Source organism: Bacillus sp. TH25 (assembly GCF_016650935.1).
GTDB lineage: Bacteria > Bacillota > Bacilli > Bacillales > Bacillaceae_G > Bacillus_A > Bacillus_A mycoides.
Window position 1 is genome coordinate 914575 of sequence record NZ_JAEKEU010000009.1, and the last position, 20830, is coordinate 935404.

Annotated in this window: 12 protein-coding genes and 2 pseudogenes; 5 read left to right on the forward strand and 9 right to left on the reverse strand. The window is 32.2% G+C overall.

Features of this window, described 5'->3' with window-relative positions:
- Window positions 1-75: 75 nt before the first annotated feature.
- Window positions 76-1275 carry an FAD/NAD(P)-binding oxidoreductase gene (locus tag JFT89_RS09175; RefSeq protein ID WP_000849944.1) on the reverse strand — a complete coding sequence of 400 codons (1200 nt, stop codon included), beginning with the start codon at window positions 1273-1275 and terminating at the stop codon, window positions 76-78.
- A 674-nt stretch (window positions 1276-1949) separates the two neighbouring features.
- Here JFT89_RS09175 and JFT89_RS09180 point away from each other — a divergent pair.
- Window positions 1950-2435 (forward strand): transposase, encoded by a 486-nt coding sequence (locus tag JFT89_RS09180; RefSeq protein ID WP_142247197.1) that lies wholly within the window; start codon window positions 1950-1952, stop codon window positions 2433-2435.
- Between the two features lie 544 nt (window positions 2436-2979).
- Here the strand turns inward: JFT89_RS09180 and JFT89_RS30890 are convergent.
- Window positions 2980-3087 (reverse strand): annotated as a pseudogene (locus JFT89_RS30890) (DUF2306 domain-containing protein); the annotation flags it as partial.
- Window positions 3088-3264: 177 nt separating this feature from the next.
- Here JFT89_RS30890 and JFT89_RS09185 point away from each other — a divergent pair.
- From JFT89_RS09185 to JFT89_RS09195, 3 genes are read left to right on the forward strand one after another with little or no spacing between them, the layout of a single operon-like run.
- Window positions 3265-4773, forward strand: coding sequence for a spore germination protein (locus tag JFT89_RS09185; RefSeq protein WP_151304218.1), 1509 nt, complete (start codon window positions 3265-3267; stop codon window positions 4771-4773).
- Window positions 4760-5863: a GerAB/ArcD/ProY family transporter gene (locus JFT89_RS09190; protein WP_201039800.1), complete on the forward strand. Its 1104-nt coding sequence runs from the start codon at window positions 4760-4762 to the stop codon at window positions 5861-5863. Before JFT89_RS09185 ends, JFT89_RS09190 begins: the two co-directional genes overlap by 14 nt.
- On the forward strand, window positions 5860-6987 hold the full coding sequence (locus JFT89_RS09195) for a Ger(x)C family spore germination protein (RefSeq protein ID WP_201039801.1): 1128 nt from the start codon (window positions 5860-5862) through the stop codon (window positions 6985-6987). Before JFT89_RS09190 ends, JFT89_RS09195 begins: the two co-directional genes overlap by 4 nt.
- A gap of 1216 nt (window positions 6988-8203) precedes the next feature.
- On the opposite strand, the gene JFT89_RS09200 is transcribed toward JFT89_RS09195, so the two are convergent.
- Window positions 8204-10132, reverse strand: a complete 1929-nt coding sequence (locus tag JFT89_RS09200) for a methyl-accepting chemotaxis protein (protein WP_201039802.1) — start codon at window positions 10130-10132, stop codon at window positions 8204-8206.
- Window positions 10133-11218: 1086 nt separating this feature from the next.
- On the opposite strand from JFT89_RS09200, the gene JFT89_RS09205 reads away from it, so the two are divergent.
- A complete protein-coding gene (locus tag JFT89_RS09205) occupies window positions 11219-11494 on the forward strand; it encodes a hypothetical protein (protein WP_042889952.1) in 276 nt (91 codons plus the stop codon).
- 737 nt (window positions 11495-12231) lie between these two features.
- Here JFT89_RS09205 and JFT89_RS09210 read toward each other — a convergent pair.
- From JFT89_RS09210 to JFT89_RS09235, 6 genes and pseudogenes are all read right to left on the reverse strand, one after another.
- Entirely contained in the window at window positions 12232-13650 is a 1419-nt protein-coding gene (locus tag JFT89_RS09210) for a 6-phospho-beta-glucosidase (protein ID WP_016097114.1), read from the reverse strand.
- Window positions 13651-13662: 12 nt separating this feature from the next.
- Entirely contained in the window at window positions 13663-15531 is a 1869-nt protein-coding gene (locus tag JFT89_RS09215) for a beta-glucoside-specific PTS transporter subunit IIABC (RefSeq protein ID WP_201039803.1), read from the reverse strand.
- A gap of 275 nt (window positions 15532-15806) precedes the next feature.
- Window positions 15807-16657: pseudogene (gene licT, locus JFT89_RS09220) on the reverse strand (BglG family transcription antiterminator LicT).
- 420 nt (window positions 16658-17077) lie between these two features.
- Window positions 17078-18493, reverse strand: coding sequence for a phosphatidylinositol-specific phospholipase C (locus JFT89_RS09225; protein WP_201039804.1), 1416 nt, complete (start codon window positions 18491-18493; stop codon window positions 17078-17080).
- A gap of 479 nt (window positions 18494-18972) precedes the next feature.
- On the reverse strand, window positions 18973-19542 hold the full coding sequence (locus tag JFT89_RS09230) for a methyltransferase (RefSeq protein ID WP_201039805.1): 570 nt from the start codon (window positions 19540-19542) through the stop codon (window positions 18973-18975).
- A gap of 502 nt (window positions 19543-20044) precedes the next feature.
- On the reverse strand, window positions 20045-20275 hold the full coding sequence (locus tag JFT89_RS09235; RefSeq protein WP_201039806.1) for a DUF2187 domain-containing protein: 231 nt from the start codon (window positions 20273-20275) through the stop codon (window positions 20045-20047).
- Between the last annotated feature and the right edge of the window lie 555 nt (window positions 20276-20830).

Below are 20830 nucleotides of genomic sequence, written 5' to 3' on the forward strand. Positions count from 1 at the left end.
ATCGTGGAACTGAGAAGCTCCCACTTCAAGCTTTGCTAAGTGGCGAGTAGTTCACAACAACTTTTTATCTTTCCCCTATAAAATTCCTTTCAACATAAAATTCCAATACATATATGGCAACATATATCTTTTTAGCAAAAACATGCTATACCGTTCTTCCGCTTGATTAAACGGAAACGTTTCTTGAGGCTCATGTTCATAGTTAAATTCAGCTAGTATAAGACTTTTATACCCTGTAACAATTGGACAAGATGTATACCCATCATATTTAGCCTGCATATCTCTTCCATTCAGTACGTCCATAATATTTTGTTTTAAGACAGGTACTTGTTTTCGAATTGCCGCGCCAGTTTTAGATGTGGGTAAATTTGTACAATCCCCTAGTCCAAAAATATTTTTATAACGTACATGCTGCAAAGTATAAGGGTCTATATCAACCCAACCTTGATGATCGCTTATTTCACTATCTTTTATAAAACTAGGCGGTCCCATTGGTGGAACAACATGTAACATGCTATATGACACACTTTCTTTTTTTAGTGTTTGCGTATCCTCAAAAATAGCTTCTCTCTTTTCGGCAATAATTTCTACTAAATTTTTATTATAATTCGTTATAATTTGCTTTCTTTTTAACACCTTATCTAGTGTATCTGCATAACGTGGAACCTGAAATATGTTAGGGTTTGCAGAATAAAACATAACTTCGCTATTCTTTCTTACTTCACTATTACAAAAATGCTCCTCGGCTAGGTACATAATTTTTTGTGGGGCACCACCGCATTTAATAGGGGTGTTTGGGTGGGTAAAAACAGCATTTCCTCCTTTAAATCTTTCAATTTCTCTCCAAGTAGAATCAACATATTTATAGGAATAGTTACTACAAACACCATTAGTCCCAATAGATTCTTTCAACCCTTTAATACCACCCCAATTTATTTGTATACCGGCTGCTACAATAAGAATTTCATACTCAAGCATAGTTTCATCATCTAAAAGAATCTTATTTTCAGATGGGAACAACTTAACAACACGTTTAGGAATCCAGATCGCACCATTAGGAACAAGTGATTCTTGATCACGCATCGTAGACTCCTTTGAAACAATTCCACCACCCACTAAACTCCACAGAGGTTGAAAATAATGTTTTTTAGATGGATCAATAATCGCTATACTTTCTTTAAATAGGGATACATTACGTAATAAATGTGCAGTAAAGGACAGTCCCGCAGTCCCGGCACCAATTACAATGATTTTATAACTATCTTTAGTCTTCATTATCCTCTTCCTATCTAAACTTAACTGTTATGAAAAATAGTTATTAGCCTTTTTTAATCGCATTAACATAATTGTAAGTTAAAATCTTGTCATTTTTATCTGATTAAAATGAATTTTTTGTTAATTTTAGCCATTAACATTATTATATGCATGAAATCCTTACATTACTTCTATATTTCGTTTAAAACACAAAAAACTTATGTGTTTCAATGTCGCACTGTATCCAACCTCTCTTACATTGTATTTCTAAAGACGATGGGGGTTTCTTGTTCGAAAAGAGCGATAGGGTTACTCAATCCGCATCCATATATGTTTTATTCTTTTTCTTTACTAAATTTGAACTACTTAATTATCTATGAATACCGTATAAACAGAAAATTAGTCACCAAAAACAAGGGCATCAAGCCGTACATGCGAGAACCATTCTATAAAAATCATATATGTAAAAGGAATTTGGACAATTTTATCGAATGGATTTATCTATGAAAACAACACTTTCACATCCAAATCAACCCACAATTGAATCACTTCAAGCTCAAATAGAGGAGCTCACGGCAAAAGTGAGTTGGTATGAAGAACAATTTCGTCTCAGTCAACAAAAACAGTTTGGTACGTCTAACTAAAAAAACTAATATACCTTATAATATAATTAGTATATATTGGTGATATGATGATTGAACAAGTTAGAAAAATCCTCTAAAGTCTTTGTAATTTTTTTTATTTTGCATGTGATATTACTTATATTTTCTCCAAATAGAATAGTAGGTAGGTCAGCTATCCAAAAAGATGACATAAAATTACACGTATACGCACAAGCCACTACGGGAGCACCTCAAAAAATAAGTAAAAGTGATTTAGCTATATTAAAAGAAAAAATTAAAGATACATATCCTAATATAAAATCTACGGACATTGAGCTTGAAGGTGACACACCGTTCCGTCATGTTGATGATCCAGCTTATATCGGAGAATTTACTGTATACAGAAAAGTTATAGGTACAACACTAAATGAAACATCGAGAGAAAATACAGTTGCAGTTTTAAAAGTTTCATATTGGGACATGCCGATGATTCAATACCTGTTTTATGAAGAGGCTATCGCTTATAATTTTGTTACCTATATTTTTTGTTGCACTTTGCATCCTTTGTTTATGTCCTAAGAAAAGCGACCGCCCGTAATAGGCGGTCTTTTTACGTTTACCTGTAACGCCTGCCTTTCGAGTTCGTCTAACTTTTTTAGGAATGTCAATTCCGCTTCTAAAAACGCAATACGTGCTTCCTTTCCCACGGCGTTCTGTATAAAAGCCTTCCTCACCAATCACAGCTAAGTTAAACCCATTCTCTAAAAAGATTTGGATAGGACCTTTTCCTTGTTGATTTTCTTTTACCGCTCTTACTTTGAAATCTGAACAATAGCTAATCTAACATTCCGACATTTTTAATGCATTTTTATTTTTTTCTAGCTGTTTCATTTGAATTTCGTTAAAAATAATCTTACTCATTCTCCGTACCTCATTTCTATCGTTGGTTCCGGTTTTTTGATAAAAATACAAAAAAAACCGAATCATGGGGCTTTTTTTAAGTGTCCATGATTCGGGGTACAGTTCATATAATTATTAGTCTTGGATTAGTATTAGGTGTATTTTTATAGAAAATCATTGAATTACCTAAGAGTCCTGGTCTCAATATCACATCAGATTTGCATCAAAAATGTAAATCAGTATTTTTCTGTTGTTGCTCTTTATTAAGACTTTGTCTTATAAATAATTCAGCAATAATTAAATTTGGCACCCACGCTAACCAAGCAAACAGGTCACCACAAAAATAATGATAAAATGAAATTTTTTGTTTCAAGAAGGCTTTAAAATTTCGTTCTGGGGGTGCCACAAAATTTCAAGTTGATAGCGATGTGTTGCTATCCCAATGAATAAAATTTGATTATATAAAAATAATAAAAACACGACCGTTATACGTAAAGAGGTGTAAATCATGTCTTTAAATGAAAAGAACTTAGAAACCATGGAAAATACCATTGTTGAAACTATCCAGACAAATAATTTACAAGAAATTAAGAATACATTAGAACAGATCTTTGATATTTGTGCCGATTTAGTTGAACATCCATTACAATTAAAAACAAAAACGAATATTTTACTATATTATTTTGAAGGTCTGACAGATGGTTTTGCACTAAAAGGAAATGTCGTTACACCATTATTACAAGAAGTAAATGAAGACAGGCAGGTATTTAATTCTAATATTATTGCTACTTATACAAAAACAGTATATACATGGAATGAAATTAAAAAAGGGCTGCTCGAGGGACAATGTGTACTGTTTATGGAAGGGGAAAAGAAAGCCCTTCTCATAAATACAAAGGGATGGGCAGAAAGATCGATTCAGGAACCTATTTCAGAAGTTACCATTAAAGGTTCTCATGATGGGTTTATTGAGAATGCCACTAAAAACATAGGTCTCATTCGTAGATATATTCCTTCTACTGAGTTAAAAATCAAAAAATTGACAATCGGAGAACGGGCCACTACTTTTGTATATTTACTTTACTTAGGCGATGTAGCTAACGAAGATGTGGTACAGGAAGTGGAGACAAGAATCTGTAAAATTAAAACTGATACAGTATTGAGCATAGGAGAATTGTCCAACTTTACAAAAGATCAAAATTGGACTCCCTTTCCACAGGCTTATTTAAGTGAACGCCCAGATGCTATTTCTAATCATATTCTTGATGGTAAAGTAGCAGTGTTAATTGATAGATCTCCTGGTGCAATGATCGTTCCAATGAATTTAATTGGATTTTTTCAGACTCCCGATGATTATAATGTACATTGGCTGATTGCATCATCTTTTCGCTTATTACGATTTTTAGGATTTATTATAGCTATATTTTTACCCGCAATATATATTGCAATGGTTTCATTCCACTTTGAAATCATTCCTTTAGATCTATATACTTCTATTGCAACGTCAAGAATTAAAGTCCCTTTCTCGCCTTTACTAGAAGCATTTATTATGGAAATCACATTAGAAATGCTTCGTGAAGCTGGTATTCGTCTACCACAACCAATTGGACAAACAATTGGAATTGTTGGAGGTATTGTAATTGGACAAGCAGCTGTTCAAGCAGGACTTGTGAGTAACGTTATGGTTATTATCGTATCTATTACTGCCATTGCATCATTTGTTGTTTCTAATTATGATTTATCAAGTTGTATTCGGCTTATTCGTTTTCCAATGATGTTATTTGCCTACTTTTTTGGAATTGTAGGTATTGTTAGTGGATTAATGCTCTTATTTGCTCATTTTGTTTCACTAACTTCCTATGGTTCACCATATGGATTGCCAATTGCACCATTTCGTCTCCAAGAGTTAAAAGATTCTTTTGTAAGATTTCCCATTTCTATGATCACCACCCGCTCGAGCACGGGACAGCCGAAACAAAGAAAGAAAAAAGAAGGTGGCTCGCATGGGGAATCTTAAATTCCAAAGCATAACCTTATTCGAATATATTGTTTTCATTCATTCACTGCAACTTGCATCAGGTATGTTAATTATGCCAAGCCCTCTTGCCACTACCGCTGGTACAGACGGCTGGATTTCTATCATTCTGGGATGGATAATTACTTCTATAATTGGCGTAATTATTATATTAATGTTACAAAAAAATCCTAACAAAAATTTCTCTCAGATCTTAAATGCATACTTTGGTAAATGGCTAGGGACAATTTTTCTTCTTTTATATGCCTTTTATCTATTTTTTGCTGGTTTTAATACTTTATTAAAGGCAACTGATATTGTAAAAGTGTGGATATTCCCTTCCACTCCTGCTTATCAGATTGCCATATTATTACTATTACCTTTTATTATTTTATCACTGAGTGGGATAAGGGCTCTTACTAGTTACTCTATGCTTGTTTTCTTCTTCACCACTTGGATGCCAATCTTTCTCCTTTTCTCATTACAGAGTATTTACAATCCTTTACACCTACTACCTATTTTTAAAGATGGCTTATATCCTATTGTAAAGGCAACAAAAGAAACCATTACTCCTTATGCGGGCTTAGAAATTGCATATTTTATTTATCCGTTCTTACAAAAAAAACAAAAAGCCATAAAAGGAATACTAATAGCGAATACTGGAACCATGTTTTTCTATCTATATGTGACTATTCTTTCTTATATATACTTTAGTCCGGAGGGGATAAAAGACGTAATTTGGCCAGTATTTCATCTGTTAAAAGGAGTTCGTTTTTCTTTCATAGAACGATTAGAAATTTTATATATCGCTTACTATTTGATTGTATTTTCCACTACAATATATCCGTATTTATTTTTCAGTTTCGAATCTGTGACCATTTTATTTCAAAAAACCGTTCGCAATTGGGTGCTGGTTGGTTTTATGGTATTAATAGTCGGCTTATTCGTTTTTCTAAATCCCGATGTGGATCAATATTTGTTTATATATTCTCTTATGGATATCTTAAATATCATTTTCTTTATTCTATTACCAATCTTCTTTTTCGCTTACAGCATTGTTTTTACTTGGTTTACTAGGAGGAAACAGCTTTGATTCGAAAATGGATATGGATTGTAATCTGTTGTGTATGTTTAATTGGTTGTGGTCAGAGAATTCCTCTTGAAAAAGTTTCTTTAATCCTTTTAATCGGCTTAGATAGTACTTCTAATGGAAACATAAAAGTGGGCACAAGCATACCACTCTTTCATCATAAACAGCAAAGCAGTACTGTAGAGCATTGGGTTCAGGCGTCAACCATATATGATGGATTTAGCAAAATGGATACGAAATTAACAGGGTATGTGACATCATCCAAAGCTGAAGTTATTTTAATTGGGGCTAAATTAGCACAAGAAGAAAATTGGATACAGGCGCTCGATTCCTCTTACCGTGATCCTTACGCTACCATCAATGCTAAAGTGGTGCTTGTTGATGGACCGGCAGAAGATGTGTTTAAAGTTAATAGGCCTGATAAGCCACCACTTCCATCTTATATAAAGGGTGTAATCGAATCGTCTATTCAAAATAATCAATCCGTCTCTTCCACGATTCAACAATTAATGAGAGAAAAAAATGAACAGGGAATGACGCAAACTGTTCCCATTATCAAGAAAACAAATAATGAAATTGATACGGTAGGAATTGCATTTTTAAATCATCAAGGAAAGTACTTAACGAAGATTCCAAAAACCGATGTGAAGTTTTTCAACCTTATTAATAAGTCAAAAAATACAGGTCGGATGATACTACACCTTGTTCTTTCTCCAAAAAAATCTGATAAAAAGCCAAATACGTCTGTTCTCGTACAAAATACAAAGAGAAAAATTAGTGTTGATTTCCAAAAAGGTAAATTTATTTTTAATATAGATGTAAGTATGAATGTATCCTTAATTGAAAAAACCAACGGAAACTTAACTAAAACTCGTTTACATGGTAATAAGAATATAGGTAGATTGGAACATGAAATCCAGGAAGAGTTCAATAAAAAATTACAAGGCATGTTACAGGATATGCAGAGAAATAAAATTGATCCAATTGGTTTATCATTACACGCTAGAGCTTTTCAATATAAAGAATGGAAAAAGGTAAAAAAAGATTGGTTGCACGCTTTTTCAAAAGCTAAAATACGTGTGAATACACACGTTAAAATAAAAGATACAGGAACAATTAGAAATTAAACTATCTAGATTATTTTCAGCCAAGAAAACTTCCCCCTCAATTTGTGTGAAGGTGCATAGCACCAATAAGTTAGGTGAAAGATGAATTCACCTTTCCTGTAGGGAAACATGTGTTTCTAGGGTATATATGGTTCTGGTGCAAAGTTTCTCAAGAGATAAACAGAGGCATGAATATATGAGGAAATATTATGAGGCTACTAGTAATTCCTGTAATTCATGATATACCGAAAAGGCGAGGTCTCCAAAGAGACTCCGCCTTTTCAACGTAAAATGAACTTCAACAAAATGTTTTAGTTTTAAAGCCATCGATTAAACTTCCTGATGTATATTCTCTTTATAATTTCAGTAACTAGAGCATATATTGTTAAAATTCCAAATAACCACGGGAAATAATACAGCGGAAGTGGAGTTAAGCCAATTTGGGTACTTAACCTGGTAAATGGAAGGGAAATTATGTCCGTTATTTGAATTCGAATATTTATTTATAGTAATTATATATTCAAAATAAAATTAACTTATTCAAAACAATATGTAAAATTATTCAAAAATATCATAACCACATTTTTTAGTCAATACGCGTGAGAATTGCTCAATGTTTAGAATTAATAATTGAAGTACATATTATCTATGAGGTGCCTGTTCACTCTATTTAGTATGTTTTTTAATTTTCATTATTTAGAGACCTCATAAGCAAGTGGTGATAACGATCACTTGCTTTTAACATTATTATATTCTTAATATGTGATTTATCACATTTATGATACTGCTCACCAAATGTTCACAAAAATACTTACACAGTATTTTCCTTTCAACTGGGCTTACAAATAAATATATAAATAATATCAATTTTCCATCCCAATATATTATGTCATTTTTACTTAATCACTTAAAGAAAGCGAAATTACAGCCAACAGCCAATCCATTGAATTTTCCTCTTTTTGCTCGAAAATTGTTCTACAACTATTACTCAAAATAACGTCTATCAAAACATTTCATTATCGAGCAGTTACATTCTACATGAAATTCCTTTCTAATATTCCTCGGTATTGTTTTGTATTCTTCTGCTATAATTCCCTCACTTATGAATGTAATTATCCGTTCTAATTTTAGGGTTTTTTGTAAAAAAACAAAAATAAGAGCGTATATTGCAAAATAATTCAACATACGCTCTTATAAAACCTTATGTGTTTTAATAATTTAAGGGTATACCAAAATTTTATATTTTAAATCCACCTATTAACTCCTGTAATTCTTCGGCCATTTGTGCTAATTGAATTGCTGAAGAATTTATCTCTTCCATGGATGCATGTTGTTCTTCGGATGAACCAGCTATAGTTTGCATACTTGTGCTATTCTCTTTTACAGATACTGCTATTTGATTAATAGATGTATCGACTTGCATTGCATCAGATGTCATCTTATTTGATAGGTCCACCATTCCATGTACTTTGGAAACGATATCATTCGCTGAATTTGAAATCTCATAAAAACTTTGTTTTGTATCATTCGCTACCTTAATTCCCGACTGTACTTCTATTCCTACTTCATTCATAGCTTTTACAGTCTCATGTACATCTAATTGTATTTCTTTAATTATTTTTCCAATTTCCATTGAAGATTGTCCTGATTGTTCCGCTAATTTCCCAACTTCATCCGCAACAATTGCAAATCCACGTCCCTGTTCTCCTGCCCTAGCCGCCTCAATCGCCGCATTTAGTGCTAGTAGATTTGTTTGTTCAGCAATATTTTGAATCGCTTCTAATATAGTGCCTATTTGCTGCGATTTCTTATCTAATAATTTAATTACATTATCGGATTGGGAAACAGAATTATGTATAGACTGCATTTGTGTTACAGTTTGTTCTACTAATTGTTCCCCCTCATTTGCTTTTTGTTTTGTGTATAAAGATGAGGTCGATACTTCAGAAGCATTATCAGCTACACATTGAATATTTCGTGTTACCTCACCTATTAATTTAGCTCCAGACTCAACTTCATTATTTTGAACCTCTGCACTATGTGAGATTTCTTCCATTTCTTTTGTAATTTGTTCTGTTGCAACACTTGCTTGCTCTACACTAGCAGTTAGTTCCTCAGAAGAAGCTGCTACATGTCCTGCAGATGTGTTAATTTGTGAAATAATATTGCGTAAAGACTCTGCCATTGCATTGAAACTATCACCCAATTGACCAAGTTCATCCTTTGAACGAATATCAATTTTCTCCTTTAAATCTCCTCGACTAATTCTTTGAGCTGAAATAACTAATTGTCTTAGTGGATTAATAATAGATCTAAGAATGAAGAAAATTATAATTCCACCTAATAATAAAGAAGCTCCTATTATAGCAAATGTTTTATAAAAAATAGGATTGGTAGCTTCTTCAATTTCTTTCGTAGGCATTACACCAGCTATTTTCCAACCTGTTTTTTTATTTGTCTTAAAGCTTATGTTTCGGTCCTCACCATTGAGGCTATACGTAATCTCTCCATCTTCTTTCTTATAAAGTTCATCTGCTAAAGATTTATCTAATTTTTCACCAGGTTTTAATGTTGGATGAACAACTATAGTTTTATCTTGACCCACTATAGCTACAAAACCTTGCTTTCCTATCTTTATCATTTTAGATGTTTTTACGATATCATCAATATTTAAGTCCATACCAATGACACCACTTTTATCTGCATTTTGTTTGGCAATCGCTATTACCATATTTCCTGTAGCTTTTGATTTATACGGAGATGAAACAATAATTTCTCCATTCGCTTTTTCTGCATCCTTATACCAACTACTTTCTAACGGATTAAATCCTTCTGGTATTTCTCCAACAGGCGCATGAATAAATTGATTGTTACTGGATGCGGAATAAATTGTTTCTATCTCTGGATGTAACTGTATATATTGTTCAAATTTACTCTGCACATTTTGTAATTGATCAGGATTATAATTGCCTTGTGTGAGTAATTTTGCAAAATAAGTTACATCTATATATTTGTTTTCTAATTCATCATCAACAATCTTATCTAAAATACTTACATTATCTTTTGCTGTTTGTAGAATTGTTTCATTAAGATCTGTTTTCGCCTCATCATAAGATGTTATTCCTACAATAAGACTAGGTATAATTAATATTGCAATAAATGCCATAGACAACTTCGTTTTTAGCTTTATTTGTTCCAATCTTTTTTTATATTAAACACGATTTTCTTCTCCTTTTCATTCTTACAACTCATATTATTTATTTAAATGTTTACTCCTTTATCTTTTTCTACAATTATTTATGGTATCATTTGAAATGAAATTACTACTATATCCTTTTACATACATCTTCAGAGATAGCAATTTAGCTTTCACAAGCGGAGTTTTATTTATCCCCCTTTCAAGTATGTTATTTTTCTATTTTAAGCAAATATAAAAATAAGAATTATTCCAAATAAACCGTATTAAATATATACTTTACTCTATTAAAATGGTTTTTAGTTTTGATTGGATAAAAGGTTTAATTTAGGCCTAATTAAATTGTATGAAATCCTTACCATAAGAAATTCTCTAAAACTTAACTAAGTGAATATATCCCCTGGATAATTCTACTTAATGGCTTTTTAAACCACTCTAACTGCTTCACTTCATTCATACATCTATTTACTACAGCCGCTTGTTGTTTTGTTGGATTACTGAACCATAAATTCTAAATAGAAGAATACAATAAATTGGAGGACTATATTGTAACATGTATACATAAGTTTTAAATATTAAAATCAAAAAATATATAAATTTTTCATTATACGTATCTTCATATATTACAATTATTTAGTATTAATTTTAATTTGCTACCATCTATATAGAAAAATACTAGCATTAGAATATATAACCGCAGGAACCAATATGTATTTTGGAGAATGGAACACATCGCTATCAAGCTAAGGTTTTGAAGTACCCCCTAAACGAAAATTTTCTTTCTCTACAGGTAGCTACTTTGAGAAGTCAGTTCATTTTTTTCGTTTTTGGGGCGTTTATTTTTCTTAAGTTGATGGGCATGGCCTCACCATATCCAAAAAAGAAAATTGTACGTTAATACACAAAATTAACACGTTTCGATTAGTTCCCTGTACGTTAAAGAATTAGTTTGTATAATCGAGGAGATGTATAAGACAGGTGTAAATGTAGGGGGATCCAATATTTTCCATTCAAATATGATAGAATAGAAAGAAATCTAAAACGGAGGAAAAACAACTGAACTCAAACACAAAACAGTTTATTTATGATATCAAGCAAAGAAAGAACAATTATATGGAAGATCTATTAAAAGCAATACAACACCCTAAAAAAGAGCAAGCTGAACAGGTCATTCAAAATATAGTGGAGAAGATGGATATGATGATTAGGTTAGTTACTACTTACATGACTATTGAATCAGAATCTATGAAAGAATTAAAAGAACTTCAGGAAGACATTATTCATGCTAAAGCATATATTCAAGAACGAAAATTTGAAGAAACACAGAGATAAAACCCTGTGTTTTTATTTGGTGGTCTATGACACCCATCTGTTATGAATCAAATTAGATGTAAAAGGTGTTGAAAAGAGCTTAAACTTATATACGCTTAGCTTAATAGCAATGTGGCGTGATCCCTATTATCTTGCTTTTATTTTTGCTTATTGCCTTTATTCGGATCATATAATACCATTTGAACTCAAAAAATATCACTGTCCGTGAAACCTAAAACATTCATTTCTTCTTTCAATGAACGCCATGGTTCTATTTTAATGAATTTCGTAATTTTTTCCCTTAGCACGCATGTAGATAATATGCTTATTCTTTCTTTTTCAAAATCCCCCCCTACTGCAAGATAATAAACCATATAGCTATATAAAAATTATATAATTACTAAGTGCATTATGAAGTAATATGTGTTAGTTAGGTGGTTCATACTTTACTTTATTTCTTCTCTTTATACTCTTTAATTATAGATTCCAACGAAATAAACAAAGACGAAGTCTTCAATCAGACCTCGTCTTTTCGTCGTATAACGTATTACAAAAATTATTAGCGGCTTCATAAAATTCAATTGTAATTTCCTCACCGTTTTATGTGTTAAGAAACTTTACAACAGAACCGTTTCTAGTTTATCAGAAATCTTTTGGCTGCACCAAACCGAAAGATTTCTCCCACCTATCGTTGGGATATCCCCCTGTACACGCTTGAGGAAAGAGAATTTTTTCGGATAATGTGTTAAAATTTAATTTCAAAATGAATCCAAATTATCACCATTAGAGGCAATAACATTTTTATACCATGCAAAACTTTTTTTTCTATAACGTTTTAGGGTTCCATTTCCATCATTATCCTTATCTACATAGATGAATCCATAACGCTTTTTCATTTCTGCTGTTGATGCACTTACTAAATCAATTGGTCCCCATGTAGTATAACCTAATAAATCGACTCCATCAGTGATGGCCTCTTTCATTTCTGTAATATGAGATTTCAAATAATTAATTCGATAATCATCATGTACTGTACCTTCTGTATTTAGTACATCTATTGCTCCAAAACCATTTTCAACAATGAATAGAGGTATTTGGTATCGATCATATAACAAATTCAAGGCTATGCGTAAACCTTTTGGATCAATTTCCCATCCCCAATTTGAGACCTTTAGGTATGGGTTTTTAACACCACCAACCTGTAAGTTACCGGCAGAAGTTTCATATTTATCAGGAGATGCAGATGCCGTACCGCTATTATAGTAGCTAAAACCTAGGTAATCTACTTTATGGGATGAGAGAATTTCCTCATCACCAGGTTCCATCGTGATTTGTATTTGATTTTCAGCGAAATATTTTTCAGTATATGACGGATAATATCCTCGAACTTGAACATCAGTAAAGAATACTGTTTCACGATCTAACATCATAGCTTTCCATACATCTTCAGGATTACAAGTATGTGGATAAGTTGGCGCATAGGCAAGCATGCAACCTATCTTACTATTCTTTATCGTTTCATGACCTGATTTTACAGCTAAAGCGCTTGCGATAAATTGATGATGAGCCGATTGATACTGTATATTTTGCTTATGATCCCCTTCTTTAAACTCGAGTCCCCCACCAGTAAAAGGAGCATGAATTACAAAATTAATTTCATTAAACGTCAACCAATATTTCACGTGTTTATAGCGTTCAAATAAAGTAGTGGCAAAATTTAAATAAAAATCAATAAGTTTACGATTTCGCCATCCTCCATATTTTCTCACTAAATTGAGAGGCATTTCATAATGAGATATTGTTACGATAGGCTCAATGTGGTATTTTTTCAATTCGGCAAATACTTGATCATAGAAAGCTAATCCTTCTATACTTGGTTGAGACTCATCACCATTTGGAAAAATTCGAGTCCATGCTATACTCATACGGAAGCATTTAAATCCCATTTCTGCAAAGAGAGCAATATCTTGTTTATAGTTATGATAATAGTCAATTGCAGTATGATAAGGGCAATCTCCATTTAATAAGAAATTTGGTGGGCTAAAGACACCATTTGGTAGTACATCTGCTGTAGAAAGACCCTTTCCACCTTCTTTATAAGCCCCTTCAATTTGATTCGCTGCTGTTGCTCCACCCCATAAAAAATTTTCAGGAAACGGTTTAGTGAATGGTTTCATATTTAATACCCCCTATTTAACTATTGTTAATAAATTAGCATTAGTTGAGACGGATTGATTCGTCGTTTGAATAATATCTAGAAATTGATTGCTATTTGTCACAATAATAGGTGTCGTTGTTTCATATCCAGCTTCTTTAATTTTATCGATTTCAAATTGAATTAAAGATTGCCCCATCGACACTGAATCTCCTGTTTCTACAAGCTTAGTGTAATACTTTCCATCTAATTGAACTGTATCAATTCCTACATGAATTAAAATCTCGATTCCATCATCTGAGGTAATTCCCACTGCATGTCCAGTTGGAAACATAGTAGTCACAGTCCCGTTTACTGGGGAAATCACCTCACCCTTATTAGGATCAATAGCTATACCTTTACCCATTGCTTCGGATGAAAATACTTGATCGTTTACTTGTGATAATGGGATGACTTGTCCAGATAATGGGCTGTTAATTATTTGTTTGTTTAATACTTTTTTCGTGTTATTAGGATTCCTCAGCTGCTTAGGTTCCCCTTCCCTCTTTCCCTTCTGTTTTGAAGGTTTATCTTCATATCCAAAGAAATAAGTAAGCAGTGTAGCTCCACCAACTGTAAGTAAGATCATGAAAAAGTAAGGTAACCATGGAGTGGTAGAACCACCTAGTGTAAAAATACTATGCAGCATAAACGCTTTCGCTTCGGCTTTAAATGACCCAATAAATGCGCCTCCGATAGCACCAACAATAATGACGTAAGCTAGGGTACGTTTATGAGTTAAAATTAAGCCATAAATAATTGGTTCTGTTACACCAGAAAGTAAACCTGTAATTGTAGTAGATCCTGCTAGAGATTTTAGTTTTTTGTCTTTCGTTTTCAGAAAAATTCCTAAAGCGATTCCCATTTGTGCAAATGTACTTGCTGCCCACATTGGATCTATTGGATCTCCACCATTCGTTAAGTTTTCGATACTCATTGGAATGAGTGCCCAATGAAGTCCAAAGACAACTAAAATAATCATTGTACCTCCAATCACTGCACCAGTCAGTAATCCACTGTGTTCGCTTAAAAAGTTAATACTAGAGGTAATCATTTTCCCTACATAAATTCCGAATGGCCCAAACACTAGTACTGTTAATGGAACTATAATAATCAATGAAATCATTGGAGAAAGAAATAATTGTAAATCTTTATGGATAACTTTTTTTAGGAACTTCTCCAATTGTGCATAAATAAGTACAGCAATAAAGGATGGAACGATACTTGAAGAATAATCCATTAATAGGACAGGAATTCCCAAGAATGAAGTTGTATCTCCATTACTCATTAGACTAGTAAAATTCGGTTCTAATAATGAAGCTCCAATAATTCCACCCATATATCCATTAGCACCAAGTTTAATAGCAAGAGTAATACCAATCATAACAGGTAAAAAGTATAAAATAGCATTTCCTGCTGCTGCTAGGATTCCATACGTACCACTTTTTTCAGAAAGAACACCAAACATAACTAATACTGCTAATATCGCCTTTAACATCCCAGCTCCAGCAAGTGGTGCTAAGAGTGGTGTAAACGTACCAGAGATTAATTCGAAAATCATTGCTGTGAGCTTTACCTTTTCTTTTGGTTGATTATTTGATTGAACAGATCCATTATTAAAGTTTCCTACTTGAACTAAATCATTGTACACATCTGCAACATTTGAACCAATTACAATTTGAATTTGTCCTGTACTCTCAACAACACTAAGTACCCCTTCTAAATGTTCTAACTTTTCTTTGTTTAAAAGCGTTTTATTATTTAGTTGGAAGCGAAGACGCGTAGCGCAATGGACAACGCTTTTGACATTCTCCTTTCCTCCGATTCCTTGTATAATCTTTTTTGATAATTTTTCATATTTCATTCTACACACTCCTTTATTATTAAAAATTATTATATATATCAAGATAGCCTGAATTTCCTTAGAGATTTGTACTCAAAATCTTAATCCCTTGGACACAAAAAAGGAAATTGGAGAAACAAAAGGTTTCTTCTAAGAGAATTTCTTAATTTTTTGATTAGATAAGGATCAATTCTATAAAATGTAGCATCAGAAATATAAAAAACCTGAGTTGAAACTATGTATATACATAAGCTTCAACTCAGGTTTTGCCTGCCAAACAGTCACAATCCTGTAAATTAATCATTTTGATTTAATTTTCTTTGAGTAACACGATTTATATGAATAACAAAATAAGTAATCTCATTTTTTGTAAGTTTTTGATTGTAGTTAGATTTTAAAAGTGCCATTATCTTCTTTGCACAACCGTAAGCTTCCGGATAACTTTCCTTAACTTGTTGATATAATAAGCTATCTTCTTCTACTATTTGTTCATTACGAGAGAGACGATAAGCAAAATACCTTAAATGTGTAACAAAACGATTATAGTTCATAGATTTTTCATCTAATTTGATTCCAAAATGGTAGTTTACAATTTTTAAAATTTCTCCTACTATTTTTGTTACCATAATGGTTTCTTCCATTACAATATTATCTTGTTGTGCATTAATTACATGTAAGGCAATAGAACCTGCTTCTTCTTCTGGTAGTTCAAATCCAGTATGTTCTTTAATTATTGTAAGAGCTGTTAAACTAACATTATACTCTTCTGGATAAAACTTTTTTATTTCCCAAAATAAAGGATTTCTAATAATTTGACCTTGTTGAAATCGATTAATTGCGAAGTTAATATGATCAGTTAAGGTAAGATAAATATTATCACTAATTAAGTTAGAAATTTGTTTCTTTATATATTCCACAATTTGGGTAGTAAGCTCGAAGTGTTCCGTAGGAATCTCATTAATTAATTGTAATAATTTATTCGATACTTGACTTTCCTTCTCTAGCACAAATACTTTATCCACTATGGATTCATCAATATATTCACCTACTTTTTTTGAAAAGAAATTCCTTTACCCATGACAATCATTTCTGTTCCAGTTCGGTTTACCAAAGCAACATTATTATTAAAAACTTTTTTTATGAGCATATATCATCACCTTATTAGGTTTTTAGATATTGATTGCTCAGCAGCAGCTACATACTTTAGAGTATAAAAAAACCTAAATTAATTAGAATCCAGTATTTCAAAATCTGGTTTCACCATAATTTAGGTTTTGCCTGCCGAACAGTCACAATCCATTTGAAGTTTTATACCCTGATTATAGCCAACTATGTTAGCGTTTTCAATAAGTTTTTATAATTACATATTATTTCCTGTTTTTTTAACTAGTTTGACAGTACATGTTGACCATAAGGTTCGTAGCATAAATTGAATACGAATCATAGCTAGCAATACTTCACTATGCTTTGATTTGAACTACTCACCACCTCAAACAGTCCGCGAGGATGTTAAGTGGTGAGTAGTTCAAAGAACCTTACCCTTATTAAAAAACTTTACAATAAAACCTTAATTTGTAATAGCGTATATTTTCACTGTAAATTTGCTAGTTGCGCCACTTGGGTTTGCAATATAGTATTTAGAATTTGTATATGCTTCAGTCTTAGATCCATTCGAAATGTTTCCCCAACGAACAGAATCCGTCCCCAGAGAAACATCGATCATAACATTGAAGGAAATAGTAGATGCATTATCTTTTTCTGTAGGCTCGATAACCCATTTTAACCCCTTTGTTCCTGTAGGTAAATTATTAATGCTAAAGTTTTGACTTGATCGATTTTTTTGTCCAGATAATGGCTTCGATTCAGAAGAAATTTGGGAAATTAATATTTCTTTTTCACTTGAGTCTATCCCATTTAATCTGATAATACTATCTATTAAACCTGGTCCAGGAAAATCAGCAGCAATAATACCAGAATGCTTAATACCACCTTGTTGTATGAAATCAGTTCCAAGTGTATTCATTCCCCCATAAAATACTTGTCCATTTATGTCTCGAGGGAAATCTCTCCATTCATTTGTTACATTTTTTTGAATCAGTTTTGGATTACTATTAGTATTTCTGCTCTCTTTTCCGCTTGCAACAAACCAAGGGTAACAATTATTCAATAATGCTGCTGCACCACCCGTGCCACTAAAATGGTTGAGATAGATCTTACCATTGTTAAAGTTATTATTTGCATTTAGAAGATGGGTTTTCACCGCATTCCATTTTTCATACATTCCGTCTGGTCCAGTGCCAACTTCAAACTTATCTTGGGTATTCAAAGATTCATAATTAATACCATATTCTTGAGATGCCGAGAAATTTTGTAATATTACAATTTTCCCTCGAACATCTCCTAACTTAGGATTATTTTTTTCTGAGGATGGTACAGAATTCGGATCCCAAAAATAGGAAGCATTACGGTCTTTATAATTTTTAAATATTTCCTCGAATGATAGCGAGCCACTTTCAGGATCAGTATCTTCCTTTAAACGCATTAAAATAGTTTCTTTAGGATTATCTCTTAGAAATTGAATTGTCTCTTTTAATACATCTTCAAACATTTCTTTTTGATTTACAATTCCATGATGCATCGCAAAAGAATCTTTTACACGTTTAACACGCATGTCTACATAACGAATTCCTGCATTGAATTGTTGAGATAGGGTCATTGTTTGATTTCTTGTCAAATTTTCATCAATAAAACTTGCCCCATGTAAAGCCATTGAACCATGAGTCCCCGGGATAGATACTTCGCTTATTCTTTTTGTATCTTCTAGTTTTGACATCCATGTTGGATTTTGATAGCCTATATTGGATTCATAGGAATAACCTGGATGACTATCAGCAAATACTGTAGAAGTCGTACATAAACTTGCAAGTGTAAAACAAGTAAGGATTCCAATTTTTAAGGTGTTTTTCATTTTTATTTTCTTCATTATATCTCTCCTAATTTTTAATAGATTCGTCTCATAAAATAAAGTACGTTTTTTTACAATATACATTGCTTCTTTTCCCAGAATAATGAGATTTTCTGCTTAAAAATATTTTTTGATAGCGGTCTGTTACTTGAAATTTTGAAGGGCCATAGCGGTTCATCCAACAACCATCAGATTCATGCATATACAAATTTCATAGAGCCGAACCATAGACATGTAAAGACACCATTCTTCATCATACTTCACGGATCTTAAAAAGAATCGAAGCCACTCATTTTTTATACAAACAAAACAGAAGTCTTAAACAAGACTCCTATTTTGTGACATATAATGATAGACAAGATGGTTAACAAATTAAGAAAATATAACAGGTGTGTTAATACATGGTTTATATTTATTTAAAAGCTTTTTATAACAAGGATGCTTACGAAAAATGGGCTTCTGCAAAACTAAACAATAACTTATTTCCCCTTCAATTTCTACTCATTAAAAGTTAAACTAACTACAGTGGCAATAGATTGTGCTGCTTGTTCCCAGCTTCCATCTATAACTTTTCCAAGCTGTTGACCAAGTGAGTTTAAATCGTTTGGATTAACTGGGATTCCATTATACGCAGCAAGAATTGATAAAAGCGGAGCCACAAATGGTGTAAAACCACCCCTATCAATATTAAATACAGGCTTATCTATCACCTTTCCATCTTGTACTGTAAACTCATAATAAAATTGATCATCTGGGCGAAAACTTAAATGATGAGAAATTTGTCCCTTAACATATTTCTTCCCTCCACCTAGATTTACTACTTCTATTTCTTTTACATTAAATTCATGCTCAAATACTTTTATTTTTTTGACTTCGGGACCATATAAAGCAGCATTAACAGCTGTTTCCAAATTATTCTGTGCAAACGGTTGAATACTAATTTGTGACTCTTTTTGTTGGATAGGAGCTTCTTTTTCTGCAGCAAACACCGATGTAGTAGGTAATGCACCTGTAGCTAAAGTAGCTGCAAGCGCTGTTGTCATGATCATCTTACTCTTCATTTTCATAGTTTTCTTCCCCCTTTAAGTTATGATATATAACCTTTTAAATACTGACACCGTACATTGTATTTATCACAATATACGCCAAAGATTATTATAAGAATACCGATAATTAATGTCAGAAAATTAAAATGAATTATATATGTATTTACAATAATATCTATCTACACATCCTTTCGCAATTTTCAGACAAATGATTAGATAATAGCCTTTTATAAGATAGTTTATCATCTTAAATCTTTATATATACTCTATAAACATAGTAAAATCATATTGCTAATACTATAATTGAAGCGAAAAATCATATTAAAGTTAATAAATTAACACAAATTTTCATATTTATTTTTAGGTTCTGTTACAAACTTTCTTAACAGATAAAAGATGAGAGGGTTTACAAGGTGAGTATCTTAAATTCATAAGTTATTATCTAACTGCTGGTGTTCACCATCCAATGAAACCAGTAACTACATCAAAAAAAGTGCTCCTAGATTTATCTAGGAGCACTTTTTTAGGGAATACTCTTCTCTCCATGCTTACTAATCCTTTCATAACAGCCATGTTTGACAACTTGACGAATTTCTATTAATTCATTTTCTTGAATTTGGAGTATTTCTGAAACATCTACAACAATTGTATTTGTTAGAACATTTACCACATATCCAGTTAATTTTAAGGAAGGATTGTCACGATAAGGAAATTGGACATAATCCCCTGTTTTTACTGTAATTATTTTTTCCATATAAAAACCTCCCGAGTGTATTTTATATTTATAGTTCATTAGATCTGTTCCATATTCCTTCTCAATATATCCAGGTTACAATAAATGTATTAGTCTAAAGACTACCCACATCCTCAATCGTATTCAAAGGAGAAAAAGACGTGTTAAATAGGATTACATTACAAGAACAAGTAGAGAAAAGAAAGCAAAGGTTCCTAATATTAGTAGAACAATACAGCTATACCCATTCTATTTTCCTAGCCCCTAGCTACGAATTGGTTAAATGAGTTTATAAACTCATTTGTTCCCATCATACCTAATAGATATATGCTTCATATGGTTCTCACATCTATCAAGCATACTCAACTATTACTTTTCTCTAGTAAAGTAATAGGAACATCTATGTCCCCATTGACTTCAAACTGAGTTCCCCTCCTTTTCAAATACTATTTCAATAATTGGGATTACAGTAATTTTATATAATTTTTTCATCTACTTTTTGTAGCAATGCTCCTATAAGAAATGCTACTTTGCTTCTTCATATTATTTTATAAAAAGTATTTTTCAGGCCAATTA